18 protein-coding genes are annotated in these 21,141 nt (G+C 49.3%); 6 read left to right on the plus strand and 12 right to left on the minus strand.

The annotated features are described in order from the left end of the window. The first annotated feature begins 85 nt into the window (after positions 1–85). Positions 86–574 carry an FxDxF family PEP-CTERM protein gene (locus GQ52_RS11745; protein WP_047517955.1) on the plus strand — a complete coding sequence of 163 codons (489 nt, stop codon included), beginning with the start codon at positions 86–88 and terminating at the stop codon, positions 572–574. 38 nt (positions 575–612) lie between these two features. Continuing rightward, a complete protein-coding gene (locus tag GQ52_RS11750; RefSeq protein ID WP_047517956.1) occupies positions 613–1,128 on the plus strand; it encodes a PEP-CTERM sorting domain-containing protein in 516 nt (171 codons plus the stop codon). A gap of 66 nt (positions 1,129–1,194) precedes the next feature. Here the strand turns inward: GQ52_RS11750 and dapC are convergent, their stop codons facing one another. Then, positions 1,195–2,385, minus strand: coding sequence for a succinyldiaminopimelate transaminase (gene dapC, locus GQ52_RS11755; protein ID WP_047517957.1), 1,191 nt, complete (start codon positions 2,383–2,385; stop codon positions 1,195–1,197). 15 nt (positions 2,386–2,400) lie between these two features. On the opposite strand from dapC, the gene GQ52_RS11760 reads away from it, so the two are divergent. Continuing rightward, positions 2,401–3,312 (plus strand): DMT family transporter, encoded by a 912-nt coding sequence (locus GQ52_RS11760; protein ID WP_047517958.1) that lies wholly within the window; start codon positions 2,401–2,403, stop codon positions 3,310–3,312. Here GQ52_RS11760 and GQ52_RS11765 read toward each other — a convergent pair. Genes GQ52_RS11765 through GQ52_RS11815 form a run of 11 tightly spaced genes read right to left on the minus strand, consistent with a single transcriptional unit; the run spans position 3,309 to position 14,921 of the window. Further along, positions 3,309–5,096 (minus strand): tetratricopeptide repeat protein, encoded by a 1,788-nt coding sequence (locus GQ52_RS11765; protein WP_047517959.1) that lies wholly within the window; start codon positions 5,094–5,096, stop codon positions 3,309–3,311. The genes GQ52_RS11760 and GQ52_RS11765 overlap by 4 nt on opposite strands. Next, positions 5,093–7,063, minus strand: a complete 1,971-nt coding sequence (gene mnmC / locus GQ52_RS11770; RefSeq protein WP_047517960.1) for a bifunctional tRNA (5-methylaminomethyl-2-thiouridine)(34)-methyltransferase MnmD/FAD-dependent 5-carboxymethylaminomethyl-2-thiouridine(34) oxidoreductase MnmC — start codon at positions 7,061–7,063, stop codon at positions 5,093–5,095. The genes GQ52_RS11765 and mnmC overlap by 4 nt, the downstream gene beginning before the upstream one ends. A gap of 33 nt (positions 7,064–7,096) precedes the next feature. Next, a complete protein-coding gene (locus GQ52_RS11775; protein WP_047517969.1) occupies positions 7,097–8,383 on the minus strand; it encodes a cyclopropane-fatty-acyl-phospholipid synthase family protein in 1,287 nt (428 codons plus the stop codon). Positions 8,384–8,385: 2 nt separating this feature from the next. Next, positions 8,386–9,162, minus strand: coding sequence for a DUF1365 domain-containing protein (locus tag GQ52_RS11780; RefSeq protein WP_047517972.1), 777 nt, complete (start codon positions 9,160–9,162; stop codon positions 8,386–8,388). Then, the gene (locus tag GQ52_RS11785) at positions 9,159–10,406 is read right to left on the minus strand and encodes an NAD(P)/FAD-dependent oxidoreductase (RefSeq protein WP_047517975.1); all 1,248 of its coding nucleotides are present in this window, start codon (positions 10,404–10,406) and stop codon (positions 9,159–9,161) included. Before GQ52_RS11785 ends, GQ52_RS11780 begins: the two co-directional genes overlap by 4 nt. Then, positions 10,403–11,350, minus strand: a complete 948-nt coding sequence (locus tag GQ52_RS11790; RefSeq protein WP_047517978.1) for an acyl-CoA desaturase — start codon at positions 11,348–11,350, stop codon at positions 10,403–10,405. Before GQ52_RS11790 ends, GQ52_RS11785 begins: the two co-directional genes overlap by 4 nt. A 38-nt stretch (positions 11,351–11,388) precedes the next feature. After that, on the minus strand, positions 11,389–11,886 hold the full coding sequence (locus GQ52_RS11795; RefSeq protein WP_200884058.1) for a lipocalin family protein: 498 nt from the start codon (positions 11,884–11,886) through the stop codon (positions 11,389–11,391). A 35-nt stretch (positions 11,887–11,921) separates the two neighbouring features. Next, positions 11,922–12,554 carry a DUF6134 family protein gene (locus GQ52_RS11800; protein WP_052179117.1) on the minus strand — a complete coding sequence of 211 codons (633 nt, stop codon included), beginning with the start codon at positions 12,552–12,554 and terminating at the stop codon, positions 11,922–11,924. Beyond that, complete coding sequence (locus GQ52_RS11805) at positions 12,547–13,320, minus strand: DUF1295 domain-containing protein (RefSeq protein ID WP_047517984.1); 774 nt, start codon at positions 13,318–13,320, stop codon at positions 12,547–12,549. Before GQ52_RS11805 ends, GQ52_RS11800 begins: the two co-directional genes overlap by 8 nt. Beyond that, positions 13,317–13,853 carry a DUF2878 domain-containing protein gene (locus tag GQ52_RS11810; protein WP_052179120.1) on the minus strand — a complete coding sequence of 179 codons (537 nt, stop codon included), beginning with the start codon at positions 13,851–13,853 and terminating at the stop codon, positions 13,317–13,319. The genes GQ52_RS11805 and GQ52_RS11810 overlap by 4 nt, the downstream gene beginning before the upstream one ends. A gap of 15 nt (positions 13,854–13,868) precedes the next feature. Continuing rightward, a complete protein-coding gene (locus tag GQ52_RS11815) occupies positions 13,869–14,921 on the minus strand; it encodes a cyclopropane-fatty-acyl-phospholipid synthase family protein (RefSeq protein WP_047517987.1) in 1,053 nt (350 codons plus the stop codon). A gap of 152 nt (positions 14,922–15,073) precedes the next feature. On the opposite strand from GQ52_RS11815, the gene GQ52_RS11820 reads away from it, so the two are divergent. The 3 genes from GQ52_RS11820 (at position 15,074) to GQ52_RS11830 (ending at position 21,119) form a co-directional block, all read left to right on the plus strand. Further along, entirely contained in the window at positions 15,074–16,876 is a 1,803-nt protein-coding gene (locus GQ52_RS11820; RefSeq protein WP_047517989.1) for a PQQ-binding-like beta-propeller repeat protein, read from the plus strand. A gap of 263 nt (positions 16,877–17,139) precedes the next feature. Next, positions 17,140–17,655, plus strand: coding sequence for an FxDxF family PEP-CTERM protein (locus tag GQ52_RS11825; protein ID WP_047517991.1), 516 nt, complete (start codon positions 17,140–17,142; stop codon positions 17,653–17,655). A 269-nt stretch (positions 17,656–17,924) separates the two neighbouring features. Further along, positions 17,925–21,119, plus strand: coding sequence for a response regulator (locus GQ52_RS11830; protein ID WP_047517993.1), 3,195 nt, complete (start codon positions 17,925–17,927; stop codon positions 21,117–21,119). The last annotated feature ends 22 nt before the right edge of the window (positions 21,120–21,141 follow it).

The raw sequence follows: 21,141 nt of genomic DNA on the forward strand, positions 1-21,141 counted from the left end.
AAGTAATTGGCCAATATGGGCTATATAAAATAGCCGAATTAAATAATAAGATGGCTAATAATTAACTGTACTGAGGAGAAATACCATGTTCATGCATTGGCTGAAAAAATTATCAATTGTCACCGCGGCAATGATTGCCTTCACTGGCTATGCGCAAGCGACCAATGTGACTTTGAGTTATGGCACCACAGATCTGCTAGGTGTTGTTAACCGCGATGCAGGTGTGATTGGCGGCTTCACATTTAATGATGTGTTTGATCTTGACCTTCAAGTACCAGCCTCACTTTCTTACTTTATTACTGAAATGCCTGACGCTGCCTACAATATCGTGGATAGCACTTTTACTTATGGCCTGTACGATGTTGACAACAACTTGTTAACAACGCCATCGATCCTGACGCCTGGCGCTTACCAATTACGTGTCTCAGGCACGGCTGATGGTTTTAGCGGCGGACAATATTTTTTGAGCTTTAATGTGACCACTCCAGTACCTGAACCAGATCTGGGCTTGTTGATGCTGGTTGGCCTGACCATGATGGGTCTGGTCTCTTTGCGTAAATCACATTCTGCCTAATTATAAAGTTTTCTTGTTTTTTTAATTGAGGAGTAGGTATGAAAGTATCTAATGTATTGGGATCTATGGCATTAATCTCTGCCATCAGTTTTTCACATCAGGCGTTTGCGACCACAAACGTGACTGATCTGGGTAACCTGAATGATGGTCCAGTGGTTGATCAGTCTTTGTTACAGGTTGGTGCTTTTTGGTTGCCAGACCTATACAGCTTTGACTTGAGCTCAGACTCTACGGTCACTGTAGACTTTAAAGCGTTGCTGGGTATCGGTGTTGGCTCTACTTTCAGCCTGTATAACTCTTCAAATACTTTAATCACATCCTACAATATTCCACTGTTAACCTTCGGTGCGACAACAACGTTTACGTTTATCGATATTGCCGCTGGTAATGATTATGTATTCAAGTTTAATCCAGGTGCATTGAATGTCACCTTGGCAAATAAGCTCACTTTCACTGCACACGAAACTGTGCCAGTGCCAGAACCAGAGTCTAATGCACTGATGCTGGTTGGTTTGGGTATCATTGGTTTGATTGCTCGCAGAAAATTTGCTTAATTTTTGCTTGCCATAAAAAAGCCGGTTTGCATTTGCAACCGGCTTTTTTGTTTTAATACATGTTTATTACTTGAGGTAGTCCTTTATTCTTTGGGCGGCGGCAATCGTTTCTTCAGTCGACGCCACCAGCGCCATACGAATAAAGCCTTTGCCGGGGTTTAGGCCATGCGCTTCACGCGCCAGAAAAGAGCCTGGCAACACCGTAATATTCAACTCCTGATACAACTGCCTGGCAACAACGGTGTCGTCTTTTTGTGTGTTAATCCATAAATAAAATGCGGCATCTGGCAACTGCGTGTGTGGCCAGACTTGTTGCAGCAGTGGTGTCACTGCACTGAACCTCTCGCTGTATAACGCACGGTTATGGATCACATGTGCTTCGTCATTCCAGGCCACTACACTGGCAGCTTGCACTGCCGGGCTCATGGCGCAGCCGTGGTAGGTACGATACAAGGCAAATTTCTCAACAATATCTGCATCGCCTGCGACAAAGCCAGAACGCATGCCAGGCACATTCGAGCGTTTGGAAAGTGAGCTGAACATGACGACACGGCTAAAGTCGCGACCTAGCTGATGTGCTGCCTGCAATGCGCCAACCGGTGGATTATTCTCATCAAAATAGATCTCTGAATAACACTCATCTGACGCAATCACAAAACCGTATTGGTCGGACAGCTCAAACAGGGTTTTCCAGGCCTGAATATCCATGACCTTACCGGATGGGTTACCTGGGCTACATACAAACACCAATTGGGTACGCTTGAGGATATCGACCGGTACTTGTGTCAGGTCCATGACAAAGTCATTGTCTGGCGTGGTGTTGATAAAGTAGGGCTGCGCACCGGCTAAAAAGGCCGCACCTTCATAAATCTGGTAAAACGGGTTGGGTGAAATCACTACTGGCTGTTGTGCAACGCTGGTATCAATGACTGCCTGCGCAAAGGCAAACAAGGCCTCGCGGCTGCCATTCACCGGCAAAATCGCTTTATCGACATTGAGGGCGGGAATGTTGTAGCGACGTTGCAGCCACTGATTAATCGCTTCTCGCAAGGCCGGTACACCGATTGTGGTAGGATAGCTGGCCAATCCTCCCAGGTTGCTGGCGAGTGCGTCACTAATGATACTCGGCGTGGCGTGTTTAGGCTCACCGATCGACAAGTTGACAGGACTAAACGCCGGGTTAGGCGTCAGGCCTTGAAACAGATCGCGCAAGCGTTGAAACGGATAGGGCTGAAGTAGGTTTAAATTTGGATTCATAGGTGTGTATTATAAGTGAGCCTGCCACATAAACAAAAAGCTTCCGGGCAAAAATATACGGCCTCAGCGGCATTGATCTATGGTGCATTATGCTGGGGCGTTATCTGGTATCCCTACCGCTTGCTCAACGATATCGGCTTGTCTGGCGTGCAATCCAGTTTATTGAGTTATAGCCTGGCGTTGTTGATAGGTGGCATGCTGTTTTGGCGGCGATTCAACGACATACTGCACGTCCCTGCCTCGGCCTATTGGCTAAGCCTGATCGCGGGCTGGACCAACCTGGCTTATGTACTGGCGATTATTGATGGTGAAGTCATGCGCGTGATGCTGCTGTTCTACCTGTCGCCGCTATGGACCTTATTGCTGGCAAGAGTCTGGCTGCATGAGCCCTGGCATAAACCGCAACTACTGGCTATAGGACTATCTTTATTAGGCGCGGTCTTAATGCTTACCGACGGTCAATGGGCATGGCCGTGGCCACAATCCACCTCAGACTGGCTGGCACTCTCTGCCGGCATTGGCTTTTCTTTAACCAATGTCATGACCCGTTTTTCCACACATTTAACGATTGCAGCCAAAGGCATGCTGGTATGGCTGGGTGTCTTTGGCTTGTCATTCGCGGTATTACTTTGGCAATCTGGCATCGCTGGCATGGCGTTTATCACGGCATCAACCTTCACCTCCTATGTGACCATCACTTTCTTGGTGATTGCCTTATTGCTGGTTTCAGCGACTTTGCTGGTGCAATATGGCGTGACCAAAATACCCGCTATCCAGGCGTCAGTGTTGTTTATGTCCGAGTTGATTGTGGCCGCGATTGCCGCTTATTTTCTGGCGCAGGAAACCATGTCGGTGATGGAAATGATAGGCGGCTGTTGCATTATTGCCGCAGGCATCTTGTCGGTCAGCGTTGGCGAGTCTGACTAAGCGCGAGACAGCAATTGCCGATAAGCCTGCTCCAATTGCAGGCAGAATGTGTGCGGCTCAAACAGCACACCGGCCTGGCTTTTCACTTTGGACTTGAGCAATGCCAGTGCGCTTGCATCATGCGCTAAAGTGATAGCGCGCTGTTCAAGCGCCGTCCAATCGGCGCAGATGCATTCATCCAGCCCGATATGCTTGAGTAAACTGGCACTGACCCGTGCCGGGAAGGTATCGCCAGCCACCGTGAGCAGGGGAATCCCTTGCCATAAAGCATCACTGGCGGTGGTGTGCGCGTTATAGGGTGCCGTATCCAGCATCAGATCGGCATGCTGTTGCCTGGCAATATGTTGCGCAATGCTGGTGCGTGGCGCAAAAATCAATCGATCGGCGGCAATGCCAGCCACTTTTGCTTGCGCTTGCAGGTGCCGTGTTGCCCACTGGTTACATTGCAATAACCACAATACGCTGCCTGGCACTTGCTGCAAAATGCGCATCCAACTGGCAAACACATCCGGCGTGATTTTAAAACTCTGGTTCAGGCAACAAAACACAAACCCCTGCTCAGGCAGGCCATGCGCTTTGCGCGTGTCAGCCTCAGCCATGGGGCGTTGTGCATTGTTTGCCTGGTAGCATGGCAACACTACAGGCTGTTCGGCCACAACCACTTCATTTAATGTGCCATCCACAATCATGGCGTCAAACAGCGGCTGACCATTGACCATTCCCATACTACCTGGATAACCGAGCCAATTAATGTGGGTGCGGGCAGGGCGGTAGGCGGCAATGCCGCTACGGCTATTTTGCGTATAGCCGGTTAAATCTACCAGCACATCAATCCCCATGCGTTGCATATGTGCGGCGACTGCCACATCAGGCATGCTGGTGATGTCTATCCAGTGATTGGCGGCGGCAAACAAGGCTAGGCGTTCGCTTGAGTGATCGTCTTTGCTGTTGCTATATAAAAACACTTCGAATTGCTGATAATCGTGCGCCGCAATCACGTCTGTGACTAAATACGCCAGTGGGTGACGACGGAAATCAGAAGAAAGGTAGGCAATTTTAATGCGCTGCTGATTTTCTGGCTGGCTAGACTGTTGTGTGGCGGCTAAGGGCTGGATATGGCCATAATGCAGTTGTGCCCAGTTGCTTGCACACGCCAGTTGCTCAGCCGCTGTGGTGCCCGGCATCGCCAAAAATGCAAATGGCGGGATCTGCGCCTGTGGAGATTGTGCTAACGCAGCGCGCACTTCGGCAATGGCGGCATCCAGACCTTGCCAGTCGGCCATATGCTGTTTTTGATGAATCCAGTGTACTTTGGCATGCAGTAGCTGCGGATCAAGTTTAATGGCCTGTGCATAGGCAGCCACGGCCAAGTCTAGCTGACCTTGCTCACGGTAGGCATTGCCCAGGTTGTTGTGGCACTCTGCATCGCCAGGTGCCAGCGCAAGTGACTGCTGGTAATGTTGAATCGCCAGCGCATTCTCACCCAGTTTGCGCAGGCTATTGGCCAGGTTGAAATGCACATCAGCCTGTTGTGCATCTTGCGCTAGCGATTGCCTGAAATAGTGCGCGGCGACCGATTCATCTCCACGCAAACTGGCCGTATTGCCGAGTTGCATCAATATTTGCGGGTGATCGGGTGCCCATTGTAATGCTTTAAGAAAAGCTTGTTCAGCATCTTCAGCTTGCTTGAGTGCCAGATAATGCCGCCCCAATTCATAATGCAACTCAGGGTCTTGCGGCGTGCGCGTTAACTGCTGTTTTAACTGTTGAATACTCGCACTCATGCTGACGCCTGCCCAGTAAAAGGATTAAGCAAAGATTTCCAACCCAGCTGCTTAAACAAATGACGCTGCGGATGCAAACCGTGCCAGAAACTGTCTTTGGTCAATTGTGGCAATCTGGTGCCAAAGTCGCTTAACAAGCGTCTGGCCAGTATGGCTGCACAATAAGGCGCGGTCATCAAACCTTTGCTGCCATGCGCAACATGCACATATAGGCCTTGTGGCGCGGGTAGCGCGGCAAAATCGTTGATCGGTGCACATTGAGCATGAAACGTTGTTGTCGCCAGCACAGGCCCGACATAAGGCAAATAATCCGGAGAACCACACCTGGACGATGCGCGCGCAAAAGTCACTTCCGCGCTGCTTGCATGATCGAATTGCGGGCTCAACCTGCTCACCATATCGAGGTTGCTCAGATTATCCTGTTCGCGAACGTCAGTACTACTATCACCTGGTGCAAAAGTAGCTCCCATGGCATGCTGGCCTTGAGAAAGTGGGGTCAGGTAACCATCCCCGCATAAAATCACCTTGAGCGATTGCATAGACACCTGCCCGGCAATCATGCCCATCTGGCCACGCACCGGATTTAGCCACATGCCGCTTTCTGGCAATAAGCTGGCGGCTTCTGCGGCATTACAGACAATCACGGCATCAAAATAATCATTAATTGTTCCTGCCTGATCTGCTAGCTGCCAGCCTTGCTTTTGGGAGGTCAATTGGCAAATATCTTGCTGAAGATGCAACGTGATATTGGGATGGGCTATCATGCGTGCACATGCTGCGGTCGGATTTACCCAGGCGCCAGCTGCAAAATACAGGCACTCATGCGCCAGGTTAACCCCGGCCTGTGCACTGGCCTGTGTTGCATCTAGCTGTTGTAGCATGCCTAAATGCGCATATCGGCTGGCCACTTTCTGTACCCGTTTATGCTCGCGAGGATTGCTGCCCAGTTGTAACAAACCACAGCTTTGAAAGCCATCCTCACCCAAATTCAGGCTGGCATAGTGACGCAGGCTAAAACTATAACTACGCCACGCCAGTTGATCATTTTGCGGTTTTTCGGCATTCAACCGTGGGTAGAGCATGCCCCTGGGATTGCCGGAGGCGCCACTGGCAAGTTGATCTGCACGTTCAAACACATGTACCTCGCAGCCTAAGCTGGCCAGATGCCAGGCGGTACTGCAACCCGCAATACCGGCACCAATGATTGCCACTTTAGGCAACGAAGTAGAAGAGGGGCATTGTTCAGATAGCGGCCATACGCCGCATAACATTTCACGTTTTTTGCCAAACCCACGTGCTTTTTCAACCTGGAACCCAACCGTCTGCAAACCGCGCTTAACCAGCCCGGCGCTGGTAAACGTGGCAAATGTTGTCCCGGCATGCGCACATCTGGCCATACATTCAAATAGATAAGGCTGCCACATTTGTGGATTTTTGGCTGGCGCGAATCCATCTAGAAACCAGGCATCCGCCTGCAGTTGCAACTGCGGTAGAATCTGCTCGCTGTCCCCAATATACAAGGTCAAACTGGTAGAGAATGACGATAGCTCCAGCTGGTTAATCCCAGGTTGCAATAAATGATATTGTTGGCATAAAGCCTGGCTGATATCGGCCAGTTCAGGGAAATGTGCATGTGCCATCTGCAAGTCTTGCAAGGTAAACGGGGCGATTTCTATGCTGACAAAATGCAAGTGCGCGTTGGCTGGCGCAGTAGCACGCCACAATTGCAGAGTAGCCAGAAAATTGAGGCCGCTGCCAAAACCGGTTTCAATAATCACAAAATGGCTGGGGCAGTCAGTCGGCAGTTGCTGCCATCTTGCCTCTAACTGGTTGTGCTGCAGAAAGACATGGCGCGTTTCAGCCAGCCCATGCTGTGGATGATCCGGGTTGACTGAAAAATAAACATCATCGAATTGTGTAGAGTAGGGTAAGCCGTCGCGCCACTCTAAAACTGCATGCGTACTCATAGGCTGGCAAGTGTATCACGCCGCACGGGCCCATTAAACCCGCTTGGCGGCCCGGTAGCCAGGTTTGGCCAGCAACAGATGCACATCCCCCAAGGCACATTCGGCAAAGCCCCCTTCGCAATAGCTCAGGTAAAAGTCCCACATGCGGATAAACGTGTCGCTATAGCCTAATTGCCGAACAGCGTCGATTTGCGCGAAAAAATTTTCGCGCCATAAGCGTAAAGTCGTGGCGTAATGCAAACCTATGTCTTGCAAATCCACCAGCCGTAAATCACTCGCCCGCGTCATGCTGGTAAGCATGGCCGTATTGGAAGGAATGTTCGACCCCGGGAATATATAGCGTTGAATAAAATCCACTGAACCGATAGCACTGGCATAGCGCTGGTCGGCAATGGTAATCGCCTGAATCAGCGCAACACCGTCAGCTTTGAGCAGATGGCTCACTTTGTTGAAATAGGTATCGTAATACTGATGACCAACGGCTTCTATCATTTCGATGGACACAAGTTTATCAAACTGGCCTTGCAAGTGACGGTAGTCCTGTTTCAGCACTGTGATCTGCTCTTGCAGACCTTCTTCACGCACCCTCGCTTGCGCCAGCAGGTACTGCTGTTGGGAAATGGTGGTCGTCGTCACCTGGCAGCCGTAATGTTTAGCCGCATAAATGGCAAAACCACCCCAGCCAGTCCCAATTTCAACAACGTGATCACCAGGAGAAAGCTGCAACTTATCACAAATCACTTGTAATTTTCGCTCTGAAGCGGCTTGCAAGTCGGTGATATCAGCGTCAAACATGGCCGACGAATACATCATGGTGGGGTCCAGGAATAACTTGAACAAGTCGTTACCTAAATCATAATGGGCCGCGATATTTTTCTGGCTGCCAGCTTCGCTGTTACTGTTTAACCAGTGAAATACTTTCAACACAGGCTTGGTCAACCACTGATAGCCGCCCTCCAGGGTATCCATCACAGACTGGTTAAGTACCATCAGGCGAATAACATTGCTTAATGTGTCTGCCTGCCAATAGCCGAGCATATAAGCTTCTCCGGCCCCGATGCTGCCGCCAAAGGCAATTTCACCGTAAAAGCGAGCATCATGCACGGTAATCGTCGCCTGTAGACCACCTGTATTCGCTTGGCCGAACACATGGTGCTCATCACCGTCAATCAAAGTTAACTGACCTATTGCCAAGCCAGCCAATCGCTTGAGTACTTGCGATTTTGCCAGCTGCGCCACCCATTTTGCGCGACTTTTGGATTTTAATGGCTTGGTTAAAGTATCGGCGGATACTGCAAGGGGGGAGGGGGCTGTGGTCATGATCAATCTCCGCGTTGAGTACGCTGGTCTGGGTGTGGATAAAACGGTATTTTTTTAAACCATAAGCGCAGTGCTTGCCAATATATGCCCCAGATCACTTTCAAGGTCATCCAGGGGTAGCTGAGTAACATGCGGTTCAGCGCGCTGGCCTGCCACGGCTGGCGCTGCATTTTCAAGGTAGCGAAGAACATGGCCTGATCCTGCTGCCAGTTTTGCATATGCACACCGAGCGCCTCACCAGGTATCGAAAATTGCCATTGGTAGTCAATCTGCATAGGCATAAAAGGCGAGACATGAAAGTTTTTTTTAAACTGGAACAACAGGGGCGCGCCTTGCTGCACCGTATGCACATAGGCAAAGCGCTCCTTCCATGGCGTATTGGTAATATGGCTGACGATGGCTTGTAATTCACCTTCGCTGTTATGGCAATAATAAAAACTGACCGGGTTAAAGCAAACACCCCAGTAGCGACAATGTGTCAGCAGCCCGATGCGGCCCAGCGGCCGCTGCCCGGTCTCTTGCTCGACCAGGTCACGCACACAAACTTCCAGCGGTATTTCAGGCGAGCCCAGGTAGTCCTTGCGACTGAAATACGCCAGATTGGGTGTCAGGTAAGACCATAGACGGGTGTTCTTGAATAAAGTTGGCAGCTCTTCAAGATCGATATACAGCATAAACAGCTGGTAGCGAAAACCATGTAATGTAGGTTGCAATCGCTGATGACTGACCCATCCGGTATAAATCGCACTGTGTAAAGCAGGTGTACGGGCTTCGGTCATGTCGTCGCCGCTTTAAAGTGCTCAATCGCGCTTAATGCGCTGACGACGCCATCTTCATGAAAACCGTTGCGCCAATAGGCACCGGCGTAAGCTGTGCGTTGAGGTCCGCTGATCTCGGCATGCCTACTTTGTGCCCTGGCGCCTGCCAGCGTGTATAAAGGATGACGGTAATGCAACTTTTTGATCACTTTTGCCGGATCAATGGCCTCTGTGTAGTTCAGCGTGACCAGTAAAGGCTCGGCGGAGCGGATACCCTGCAAGATGTTCATGTTATAAGTCACTTGTACTTTATCAACCGGCGTCGCTGTCACATGATAGTTCCACGCGGCCCACGCCAGCTTGCGCTTTGGCATCAGCCTGGCATCCGTATGCAGGAAAACCGTGTTGTTCTGATAAGGGATGGCGCCGAGCACGTCTCGCTCTTTATCAGTGGCTTCAGTGCCTAGTATCTGTAAGGCTTCATCACTATGACAGGCAAAAAACACATAATCAAACGACTGGGATTGCCCGTTTTTTGTAATCACGGTGACCCCTTGCGTATGACGTTTCACGGCACTGACAGGGGTTTTAAGCTGAATACGATCCTGATAACCTGAAGACAAGGCTTCAAGATAGCGCGCTGAACCACCGACAATGGTTCGCCATTGCGGGCGCTGGTCTATGCTAAGCATGCCATGATGGTGGAAAAAACGCACAAAAAAGCGTGCCGGGAATTGCAGCATCTGCTCTGCATCAGTAGACCAGATGGCCGCCCCCATGGGAATAATGTAGTCGCGGATAAATTGCGTGGAGTAGCCATGCTGATGCAAATAGTCACCCAGGCGTATTTCGTTGCCTGGGGCCAGCAAAGCCAGTGATTGTTTGTTAAAACGTAAAATGTCTTTGACCATACGATAGAAACGCGGAGACAACAGGTTGCGCCGTTGGGCAAACAGGCTGTTGAGTGAAGTTCCGTTATATTCGAGGCCGCTGACTTCGTTACGCACACTAAAGCTCATTTCGCTGTCTCGCCAGGTGCCCCCCGTTTCACGCAACAGGCGCTCAAACTCAGGATAGGTTTTATCGTTAAATACGATAAACCCGGTATCCACCGCATGACTTTCACCAGCGATGTCGACCTGATGCGTATGGGTATGGCCGCCCAGGTAATCATTGGCTTCAAACAGCGTGATCTGGTGTTGTTTGTGCAGCGAGTAGGCGAGGGTATTGCCAGCAATGCCGCCACCTATGATGGCGATCTTCATGCACGATCCTCTTTGCTAGCATGCTGCGCCCGAATCTCTAGAGGAACCTGCTTGAGTTGCCAGATGATGCCGAGGGCAGCGAGTAACTTGAGCCCGTAGTAGGTCAGGTCAATTTCCCACCAGTAAAACCCCTGCTTGGCTGATCCCGGGAAGTGGTGGTGGTTATTGTGCCAACCTTCACCCAGGGTCAAAATGGCGATGAGTAAATTATTGCGGCTGTGGTCACGTGTCGCATAACGACGGCTGCCCCAGACGTGCGCCAGTGAGTTGACACAGAAAGTGGCATGGTAAAGGGCAATGGTAGACACCACAAAGCCCCAGACAATTAACTGCCAGCCGCTGGTCTGCAAGACTGGAACATGCGCTTGCAATAACGCGCCAAGGCCGTAAATAATGGCAGCAAAAGCAATCGGAATCAGGCTATCAAAACGGTCCAGCCAGCAAAGTTCACGGTAGCGGCTAAGCTCACGCACCCGATCAAGCTGCGTTTTAAAGTTGGCGTGACTTAAAAACCATCCTAAGTGACTCCATAGCAAGCCATGCTGGTGCGGCGAATGCACATCTAGCGGCTGGTCGGCATGCATGTGATGGCAACGATGATGCGCAGCCCACCATAATGGCCCACGTTGAACTGCAGTAGCGCCGATCAATGCGAATATAAATTGCGCGATGCGTGAAGTCTGAAAAGTCTTGTGGGCAAAATAACGATGGTAAAAGCCGGTAATGGCAAACATGCGCACCACATACATCAGGATGGCAAATATCACCGCAAAAGGGCTCCAGCCGACCCAGAACAATGCCACCAAGGCAAGATGCAGGGCGACAAAAGGCAGCACGCGCCACCAGTCAATGCTCTCGGCACTGGCTGTTTTTGGCGGTTGGTAGCGGTGATTATCTAACCAGCCAACCAGCCGCCATAGCAAGCCTGAAAATCTATGTTGCATGTCACACCCTCTCGCAAAACTAATGCATCCGCTATTTTTTATTTTTGATGTGGAAAAACCTGTAATTTGCTGGTGTCATAGCCCATGGCTTTGATCTTGGCGACCAGCTCGCCATAGGTTTTTGGATCGATACGTGGTTGACGTGACATTAGCCAGACATAATCGCGCTTGGTTCTGGCAATCACCGTGTGCTGGTAATCCTCACTCAAATAAGCAATCAGGTATTCAGATTTAAATGGCCAGACAAATTGCATGCGCCACTCTGCATTACCGCTCCCGGGTAGCACATAGCCCGTTGGATGATAGCTTTTGAGCGGTCCGTCAAAGCCACCTTTGTTAAAGGTAAACGTTGTGGCAATTGAACCATCTGCATGCTGGCGATACTGCTCAATCGGATTGTAAGGGTCGCGTTCAATGAATGTTGGTATCGCTGCAATGACATACCAATCCCCCATAAAACGTGCTAGGTCCACATGTTGCACGGTCTTGATGGGTGGCAAGTTCTGGCATGCCGTCAATCCAAACACACTAATCATACAAATCACTTTAAATAAAATTTTTAACATATTGATTAAATAAGTTTATATATTATTCTATAACCCTCAGGCGTGATGGATTCCAGGGCCACCCAATCCTGTTGCTCGTCATACCACACCGTGATCTTCAGTTTTTCCTTGCCCTGATATTTGCCATTTAAACGGTATTGGTGCGCCACAATATGTTGCTCTTTTACCTGTATGGTCTGCCTGCCTTCATCGGTGACCGTTACGTCCAGGTATTCTGCATTTTGCGGGTTAAGCAAACGGGTCTGCTTGAGTATCTCTGGATTCCAGTAAGCAAATGTCATGACACAAGCAGGCAGCGACTGCCTGCCAGTTTTTTGTTCAATCACAAATTGATCATCTTGCTGCTGGCCTCTGACATCAGTAATCTCTTTGTTCTCTTCAGTATGCGCGGTCAATTGACTCAGGCATTGGCCCTGCCAGATTTCGTCAGCCTGGTGCTGGTAGTGGTAGGCATTAATAAACAACACTTTGACTTTAAAACGAGCCCGGCTTTGCAAGCGGTTCTGGTCAAGAGAGAAGGTATGCGTGCCAATCTTCTGCTTGTCGAGCCAAACATCAAAAGACCATTCTTTTGCCTCGGCAATTGGCATTGCCAGCATCCACGCCGTGAGCGGCACAATACCGAGCGTTTTATGCATTCGAGCTATCCTTTTTAGGCAGCCCAGGAATAAACGTATTGGTATTGCGGACATAGTCTGCATAGCCTGGGCGACGGCTGTATATGGTTTTCTCCATCAGGCTGACACCACTGACTTTCAGTAGCAAAAACGTCATGATGACTGGAGATAACCAGCTCCAAGGATGGCCACTGGCAACGCCAAGCAGGCCAAAACCCCACCAGATCAGGCATTCTCCAAAATAGTTGGGATGGCGACTATAACGCCAGAGCCCGGTTTGCAACACGGCCCCCTGGTTGTCTGGCTGGCGACGAAATTGCATCAGTTGCCAATCAGCGACGACTTCCCAGTAAAAGCCGAGCAAAAATAACAGGGCTCCCGCCAGATCAAACCGGTTTAATGCCGTCTGGTTAATCACTGCGGCATAAAGTGGATAAGAGATCACCCAGGCCAATAAGGCCTGAAAGGCAAAAATGATATAGAGGCTCTTGAACCAGAAGTGTGGTTCGTTATTTTGGCGTATTGTCTGATAGCGATGGTCTTCTGCTCCCCAGTTGCGCCAGGTGAGAAAAATACTGAGACGAAGCGCCCATAGCGTCACCGCCACAAGGGCTAATACTGCGCGTGACGATAAATCAAGGGCAAACAGGGCGCTGGTATAGGCGGTGATGGCCATAAACCAGCTCCACATGCTGTCTACATGGCTGTAATGATGCGTGGCAAAACTCAGTAACCAGCCGCTGAGGGCAAACACCACAATGGCAATCAATGCATACTGGTAAATCATGTAGGCCCTGTCGATAATGTTTCATTAAATCTGCGACGTATCCAGAGCAGTAAGGGCATGGCTACCGCCCATTCGACCGTCACCCAAAGCAGGCTCCATGAAGAGAATGGCAAATCGATGACCTTTAATTGCTGTGCACCAAGGTAAGCCAAAGGACCAAACACCCCCCCCAATATGGCCGCCAGTATTATTCTGCCTTGTAACCAACGCATACTGACATTAAGCGTCATGGAAAAGGCCAGCCATAACGCAATCATCCACAGCGGGATAAATGCTGGCCATGTGTGATGGTGCTCAAAGCTTAACCAACCTAGCGTGTAAGCAATTTGGTCCAATATGCAGCCTAACAAGGTTGTGATCAGCAGGGGCAAGGCATGCCGCCAGCTTTCTATCCATTGCAAATGCACACAGCAGGCCGCAATCACTAACAGCAAGACCGCCCAACCTAAGCCAGGCTTGGCAGATAATATGCAAGCCCACCACCATAGCTGGAAGCTCACAAAATTAAATACAAGCCACTTTTTAGAAGCCATGTTTTATCTTTGGCATTATCTTTTCGAGAACAAGTAATGACTGACCCACCAGGTTTGTCCCTGGTTGTAGCCAAACAATTCGGCACATGCCATAAAGAAAATGCGCCAGCGTTGACGCCAGATCTCGGCATCCGCATCACCATAAATTGACTGCAAAACGGGGGTGAGTGCATCATGGTGCTGATCCATGTTCGCCAGCCAGGCATTAGCTGTTTTTTCATAATGCGTGCCACTCCAACGCCATTTATTGATGATTTTGAGGTCATCCTGAAAGTAAAGCGGCAAGTCATCGCTTGGCATCATGCCGCCACTAAAAAAATACTGGCTCATCCAGTCATCTTCGGCTTTGACGTCAAAGGGATAAGCCGCGGTGCGATGTACAAAGATATGTTTAAAGAACAACCCATCAGGTTTGAGCCAACGTGCGACTTTGGCATAGAGCACCTGGTAATTACGCATGTGCTCGAACATTTCGACAGACACCACACGGTCAAAGGTCTGGTCAGTATCAAATACATTCATGTCTGCTGTGATGATATGAATATTGGATAATCCACGGGCTTGTGCTTGCTGCAATATATATTCACGTTGCGACGCCGAATTGGAGACTGCCGTAATCTGCGCGTTAGGATAATGGCTGGCCATCCATAACGTCAGAGAGCCCCAACCACAACCGAGCTCCAGTATTTTCAAAGGACCGCCCAGGCAAGCATGCGCACAGGTTTGCGCGAGTGACAGGTGTTCCGCTTCATCAAGGGTATGCGTATCCGGCAGCCAAAAGCAGCTACTGTATTTGCGGTTCATGCCTAAACAATACTGATAAAAAGCGGCTGGAATTTCATAATGCTGCGCATTTGCTTTTTCAGGGAGTGGGGCGATATCCGCTAACTGCATCTGCTCAATAAACGCAATCAGGCTGGCTTGCGTATGCGCACAATCGCCGTCAACAATTTCTTGCAGCCTGGTTTTACAAAGCATTCTGATGCCTTTGCGAATCAATGCATCAGGCAACGATCCTTTTTCAGCAAGCGTGAGTGCAATCGATGTTTTCGCGGATTTAATTGTCATGATTATTATTAGTGTGCAAATTAATTTCTATAGTATAGGTCTATTCTTTGCCATATTTAGTTTCATCCTTTAAATATTTTTTTAACGTTTTGCTCTTGGCAACAGGCTCGCGTTTAGATGTATACTAACCTGTATAGTTCAGGACATCTTATATGAAAACTGCGCCACAAAAACGTATTTTCCGTTATGCCACGATTGGCTTTTCATGCCTGTTATTGGCATGCACACACCACACAAAACCTGTTGCCCAGAGCAAAGATCATGTTGACTGGCCTAGTTATGGCTTGAATATGTCATCGCAGCGTTTTTCAGCGTTGTCGCAGATCAATCAGCACAATGTTGCCCAGTTACAAGCGGCATGGTCTGCAGAAACAGGGGTGAAAGCGACATTTCAAGCCACGCCTATCGTCGTGAATGGCATCATGTATGTCAGCCTGCCGTTTAATCATGTGATAGCCCTGGACGCTGCCAGCGGCAAGCAATTATGGAAATACACGCACGCGCGCAAAGCAGACTGGCAAATGTGCTGTGGCCCGGCCAATCGCGGTGTCGCAGTGGCAGAAGGCAAGGTGTTTATCGGCACGGTAGATGCCAGGCTGATCGCTCTTGATGCCCAGAGCGGCCAAAAATTGTGGGATATTGATGTGGCAGCCAATCAGGTGAATACCGAACACCAGGATGCCTTAAGCGGCACTGACCCGAATAAAACACGTAAAGTCACCGGCGGCACCGGCGTTGGCATCGCCATGGCACCAGTGGTTTATCAGCATAAAGTCATCATTGGCATTACCGGCGTCGGTTACGGCCTGCATATCGACAACCCGCGCAGTGATGCGCCATTGGGCGCGGTGATAGGCGTCACCGGGCGCTATGGCCGCCCAGGTTTTCTGGCGGCGTTTGATGTCAATGACGGTCATCAGGTATGGCAATTCGACACGATTCCCAAGCAAGGCTGGGAAGGGCAGTTTGCAACAAAAACGGCTGATGGCAGTCAATTCGATCGTGATATTGCGGCAGAACAAGCCGCCCTGAAAGACTATCCGGACGCTGCGCGCTTTGGTGGCGGCTCAGCGTGGAGCACGCCAGCCATTGATACCGCCAGCCATACCCTGTATTTTGGCACGGGTAACCCTTCACCACAAATGAATGATGTTTCCCGGCCTGGCGACAATCTTTACACCGTTTCGCTGGTCGCACTGGATACAGAAACCGGCAAATACAAATGGCACTACCAGCAAGTGCCACATGACTTATGGGGATATGATTTGGCGAGCCCGCCGGTATTGTTTAACTACAACCACCAGGGAAAAATCATCGCCGCCGTCGGCCAGGCCAGTAAAACGGGCTGGTTCTATATTCATGACCGCACCAATGGGCAGTTCCTGGCCAAATCAGTGCCATTTGTGCCACAACATAATCTATTTAAAAAGCCGAGCCCTGAAGGCACGATTGTCTACCCGGGCATACTGGGTGGTGCGAACTGGTCACCGGTCAGCGTTGATGAGCACCAACAAAAGGTGTATGTCGCGGCCATGCACAGCCCGATCAAATACAGCGTACATGAAACCGAAGTCAACGCGGGTGAAAAGCCTATTCGCTATGCCGCCAGCGAGCCAACAGATGATGCGCGCTGGGGTTTATTAAGTGCCATTGACCTTAAATCCGGGCAGATTGCCTGGCAGCACAAAACCAGCCAGCCATTGGTAGGCGGCGTGCTAGCCACAGCGGGCGGTTTATTATTTTGCGGGGAGGGCGATGGAAAGTTTGCGGCCTATGATAGTCAAACTGGCCAATCACTATGGCAATTTGCATCTGAATATGGCGTCAATGCACCACCAATCACCTATCAAATCAATGGCGAACAATATATTGCGGTAGTGAGTGGCGGTAACTCTCTGTTTGGGTTTAAACAAGGCGACCGTATTTTGACATTTAAATTACCGTCAAAGCATTAATCCTTTTTTAAAATTCCAACCAATTAGATTGATTGCTATGCATTTGCTTAATGGCTAAAAATGGCATTTTTTTCTTGAAAAACAGATTGTTAGGTTTACAGAATATCGCGTAAACAGTTAGAATAACTGCGATTTTGAAATTGCAGTTTTATGATTATAAAAATAAGCCGTGGAGTAGCCCGTTAGTACTATTGTGTATCTAACGGTTGTCACAAATAATGAGTATAGTTTTTTAGTTAGCATTAATCCTTGGAGAAGTCGTAATGTTTCAAACCCTGAAAAAAATGGCAGTCGCTGGCGTATTCGGCATTGCATCTATGTCTGCAGCACAAGCGCAAGACTTTGGCGCTTACACAACCAGCCAAAGCCTGGATTTTATTCGCCTGATCGCTGATGCAGATTTCACCAAAACAAATGGCGCTTTGAATACCAGAGGCCCATACTTTGAAGATATTTATGAAATCAACCTGACTCAAGTGTCTGATTTTTCATACAGCATCACAGAAATCACCACAGGCAACAATGCACAGTATGACGTGACATTTATGAACTATGGTTTTTACGATGCGAACGGCGAAGCTGTGACCACATTGACTAGCCTGGCAGCTGGTACTTATTTCCTGACTGCTACCGGCAAACTGTCTGGTTCTTTGGGCGGTGACTTCAATGTCAGCTTCAACATCAACCCACTGACTCCAGTACCAGAAGCTGATTCATATGCTTTGATGCTGGCTGGCTTAGGTTTGATGGGTTTGGTAAGCCGTCGTAAAGCTAAATAAGTTTCCACTTATTTGGTAAGCAAAAAAGGGCGCTTAGCGCCCTTTTTTTTATTCAATGATAAAACACACCTGACCGCTATTCAGCGCACGTTTATAAACAGCGTGCTCTTTACCATCCTCACACAATTTAATTGATACAAATAAAATACTTACGTGTTTTCTTAATTTAGTATTTAATAGCTCTTGCAGCGCAAGTACCGAAACTGATTGATCCTTGATGTTAAAAACAAGAAGGGAGTCATAATGCTTAGTCGCAAGGTTTCATCAGTATGAGTTCGCAAAAAAAAGAAGTGTGGGCGCTGGAATCCGTCATTATTTATGGATTCATCAGTTTCTTCGCATTACTCGTGTTGCTTGGCATTACCAGCATGGTTTACCTGCAGCGCTTTGCTGAAAATAACCGCTGGGTCAGCCACACCAACGAAGTCATCTCCAAGCTGGATAAAGGCCTGGTGCTATTCAATCAACTGGAAGTTTCACAACGAGGCTTTCTGCTCACGGCTGATGATAGTTCTATTACACGCCGCGATGCTGCGTTGGCCGACTTGCAAAAAGATGTCACAGAACTTGCCGTACTGACCAAAGACAATTATTTCCAGCAGCAGCAAATCACCCAATTAAGGCAATTAATTGATAAGCGGATTATTTACTTTAATCACATTATTGAGACTGCACGTACCACTTCGGCCGATAAATTAAAAGAGATTCTACGCAAAGACTATATCCGCCGCGAAGATATGCTTGAAATTCGTGGGGTCTTTAGTGCGATGTCACTTGAAGAACAGAACCTGCTCACCGACCGCACACTATCTGAACAGAGCCACGCCAAAGACCTGCTGACGCTGTTTGCGGTGATGTCTATCGCCATTTTGATTTTTTTCCCACTGCTGATCTGGCGTATTCAGCGCGACCTCCATATTCGCAAGCAAGCCTCTGCAGAACAAAGGCGACTCACGGATATCCTTGATGCTTCACCGGACCTCATCGCCAATGCGAACCTGCAGGGGGATTACTTTTACCTGAACAGAGGCGGGCGCAAGCTGCTGGGCATTGGTGAGAATGAAGACATCGCATTTCAGGGCATTGCACATATGCGGCCAGAGTGGGCGGCAGACTTAATCCAGCACAAGGCGATTCCTGCTGCATTGAGTACTGGTGTCTGGAGCGGGGAATCGGCATACATTACCCGTACTGGCATAGAAATTCCGGTCTCGCAGGTGATTGTGGTGCACAAGGATGCCGATGGCGTGCCAACACATTTATCCATGGTTGCACGCAATGTCAGTGACTTTAAACAGATTGAAGTTGATCTGACCCATGCTGCGACTTATGACCAAACGCATAGTAAGGTCTTAAGGTTATTTAATGCTAATTATGACCGCTCGAAGATTTTGTCAGGCATGCTGGATATCCTGGCCAACAATCATGCGCTGCCAGTCTCGGCCATTTATGGCTATGACGAATGGAGTGGATGCTATCGCATTGAAAGCACACATGCGGCCCCGATAGACATTCTCAACGAGTTTAAATTGGGCCATGGCGTGATCGGCGAGGCTATTCAAAAGAACCAGACACTGATACTGAGCGATATTGATGTGCTGCCATCGTTGACCATTGAGGCAGGGCTGGTGTCGATCAAGCCGGCCGGCATCATCATCTGCCCGGTCACTTATCAGGAGAAGCGCCTGGCCGTGCTGGTGCTTGCCGCCAGCCAGGTCATTACCGAGCGCGACCAAACCTTTATCGAGCGCTTGGCTGCGCAGCTTGGTGTCGCGCTGCATAATATTCAACAATATGGTGACCTCAAGTTACTGGCCGAGCAATTGCACCTGCGCAGCGAAGAAATCGGCTCGAAAAATGAGCAGCTACTCGAAGCAGACCGCATGAAATCTGAATTCCTCGCCACGATGTCGCATGAGCTACGCACACCACTCAATGCAATTATCGGCTTCTCCGAGATATTGCGGGATGGCTTCGTTGGGCCGTTGGCCGATAAGCAAAAAGAATACGTCAGTGATATTTTTGAAAGCGGGCAACACCTGCTGTCATTAATTAATGATGTACTGGATCTGTCAAAAATTGAAGCAGGCCGCATGGAGCTTGAGCCGGAGATCGCCGACGTTCAAGTGCTGTTGCAAAACAGCCTCTCTATTATTAAGGAAAAAGCAGCAACGCAACATATCAAACTGCAAGCGGATTTATCCGAAGACTTGGGCAATGCGTGGCTGGATGCACGTAAAGTGAAACAGATTATTTATAACCTGTTGTCCAATGCCGTAAAATTTACGCCCGAAGGCGGGCAGATTACCTTGCAAGCCAGGCTGCTTGAACGCGCAGCCGTCCTTGAGCAAATCAAAGATATTCCGCAGCACCAGATAGCGTCCATAGGTAACGCGCAACAATTCATCCAGATATCCATTACTGATACCGGGATAGGCATTGAGGCGCAGGACATTGAGCGCCTGTTCCAACCCTTTGTTCAACTGGAAAGCACGCTTTCCAGGCGTTTTGAAGGCACAGGACTGGGGTTAGCGCTCGTGCGCAAACTGGCAGAGCTGCATGGCGGAGCAGTCGCAGTCCGCAGCACGCCAGGGGAGGGCAGTACGTTCACTGTCTGGCTGCAATATAAGGTCAATCTGCTGGCCCCTGCAAACCCCATTAACCAGGCAAAAGAAACCGCCAGTCAGTTATTAAATAAAGAATCACCGCATGTGCTGGTCCTGGAGGATGATGACCGTGCCGCCGACTTGATCAGGTTGCAACTGGAGTCTGACCATTGCCGTGTGACGCGCGCGGCCACGGCCGAAATTGCCCTGGCCATTTTGGCAGATGCTGCACCGCCCGATTTAATTACGCTGGATATTTTGCTGCCGGGCATGGATGGCTGGGAATTTTTGGCTAAACTCAAGGCCAATCAGAAACTGGCCCATATTCCGGTGGTTATCCTGTCTATTGTCGCTGACAGTAATCGAGGCTTATCACTCGGTGCCGCACAGGTATTGCAAAAACCGGTCTCTGCCGATGATTTGCAAACTGCGCTTGGCAAACTGGGGTTTACATCCCCGGCCAACGATCAAGCAAGCGTGAAAGTACTGGTTGTCGACGATGACCCTAAAGCTGTAGAAATCATTTCATCTTACCTTGAGCATGCCCGATACTCGGTGATGCGCGCTTATGGCGGCCATGAGGCCACTCAAATAGCCAAGCAACAGAAGCCTGACCTGATTATCCTCGATTTGATGATGCCTGAAGCCAATGGTTTTGAGGTAGTCGAAGAGCTAAAACAGGACAAACGCACGGCAAAAATTCCGATCATTATTGTCACCTCAAAATTCCTGGCACCTGAAGAACACCACATTCTCAAGGGCCATGTATTAGCCGTTCTCGAAAAGTCTGAATTTAATCACGGTAATTTTTTAAGTGAAGTGCATCGCGCATTGGCTGGCCAGGCCAAGCAGTCATAATATAAAAAACATAGGGGCGAGC

This window comes from Methylophilus sp. Q8 (assembly GCF_000800115.1).
GTDB lineage: Bacteria > Pseudomonadota > Gammaproteobacteria > Burkholderiales > Methylophilaceae > Methylophilus.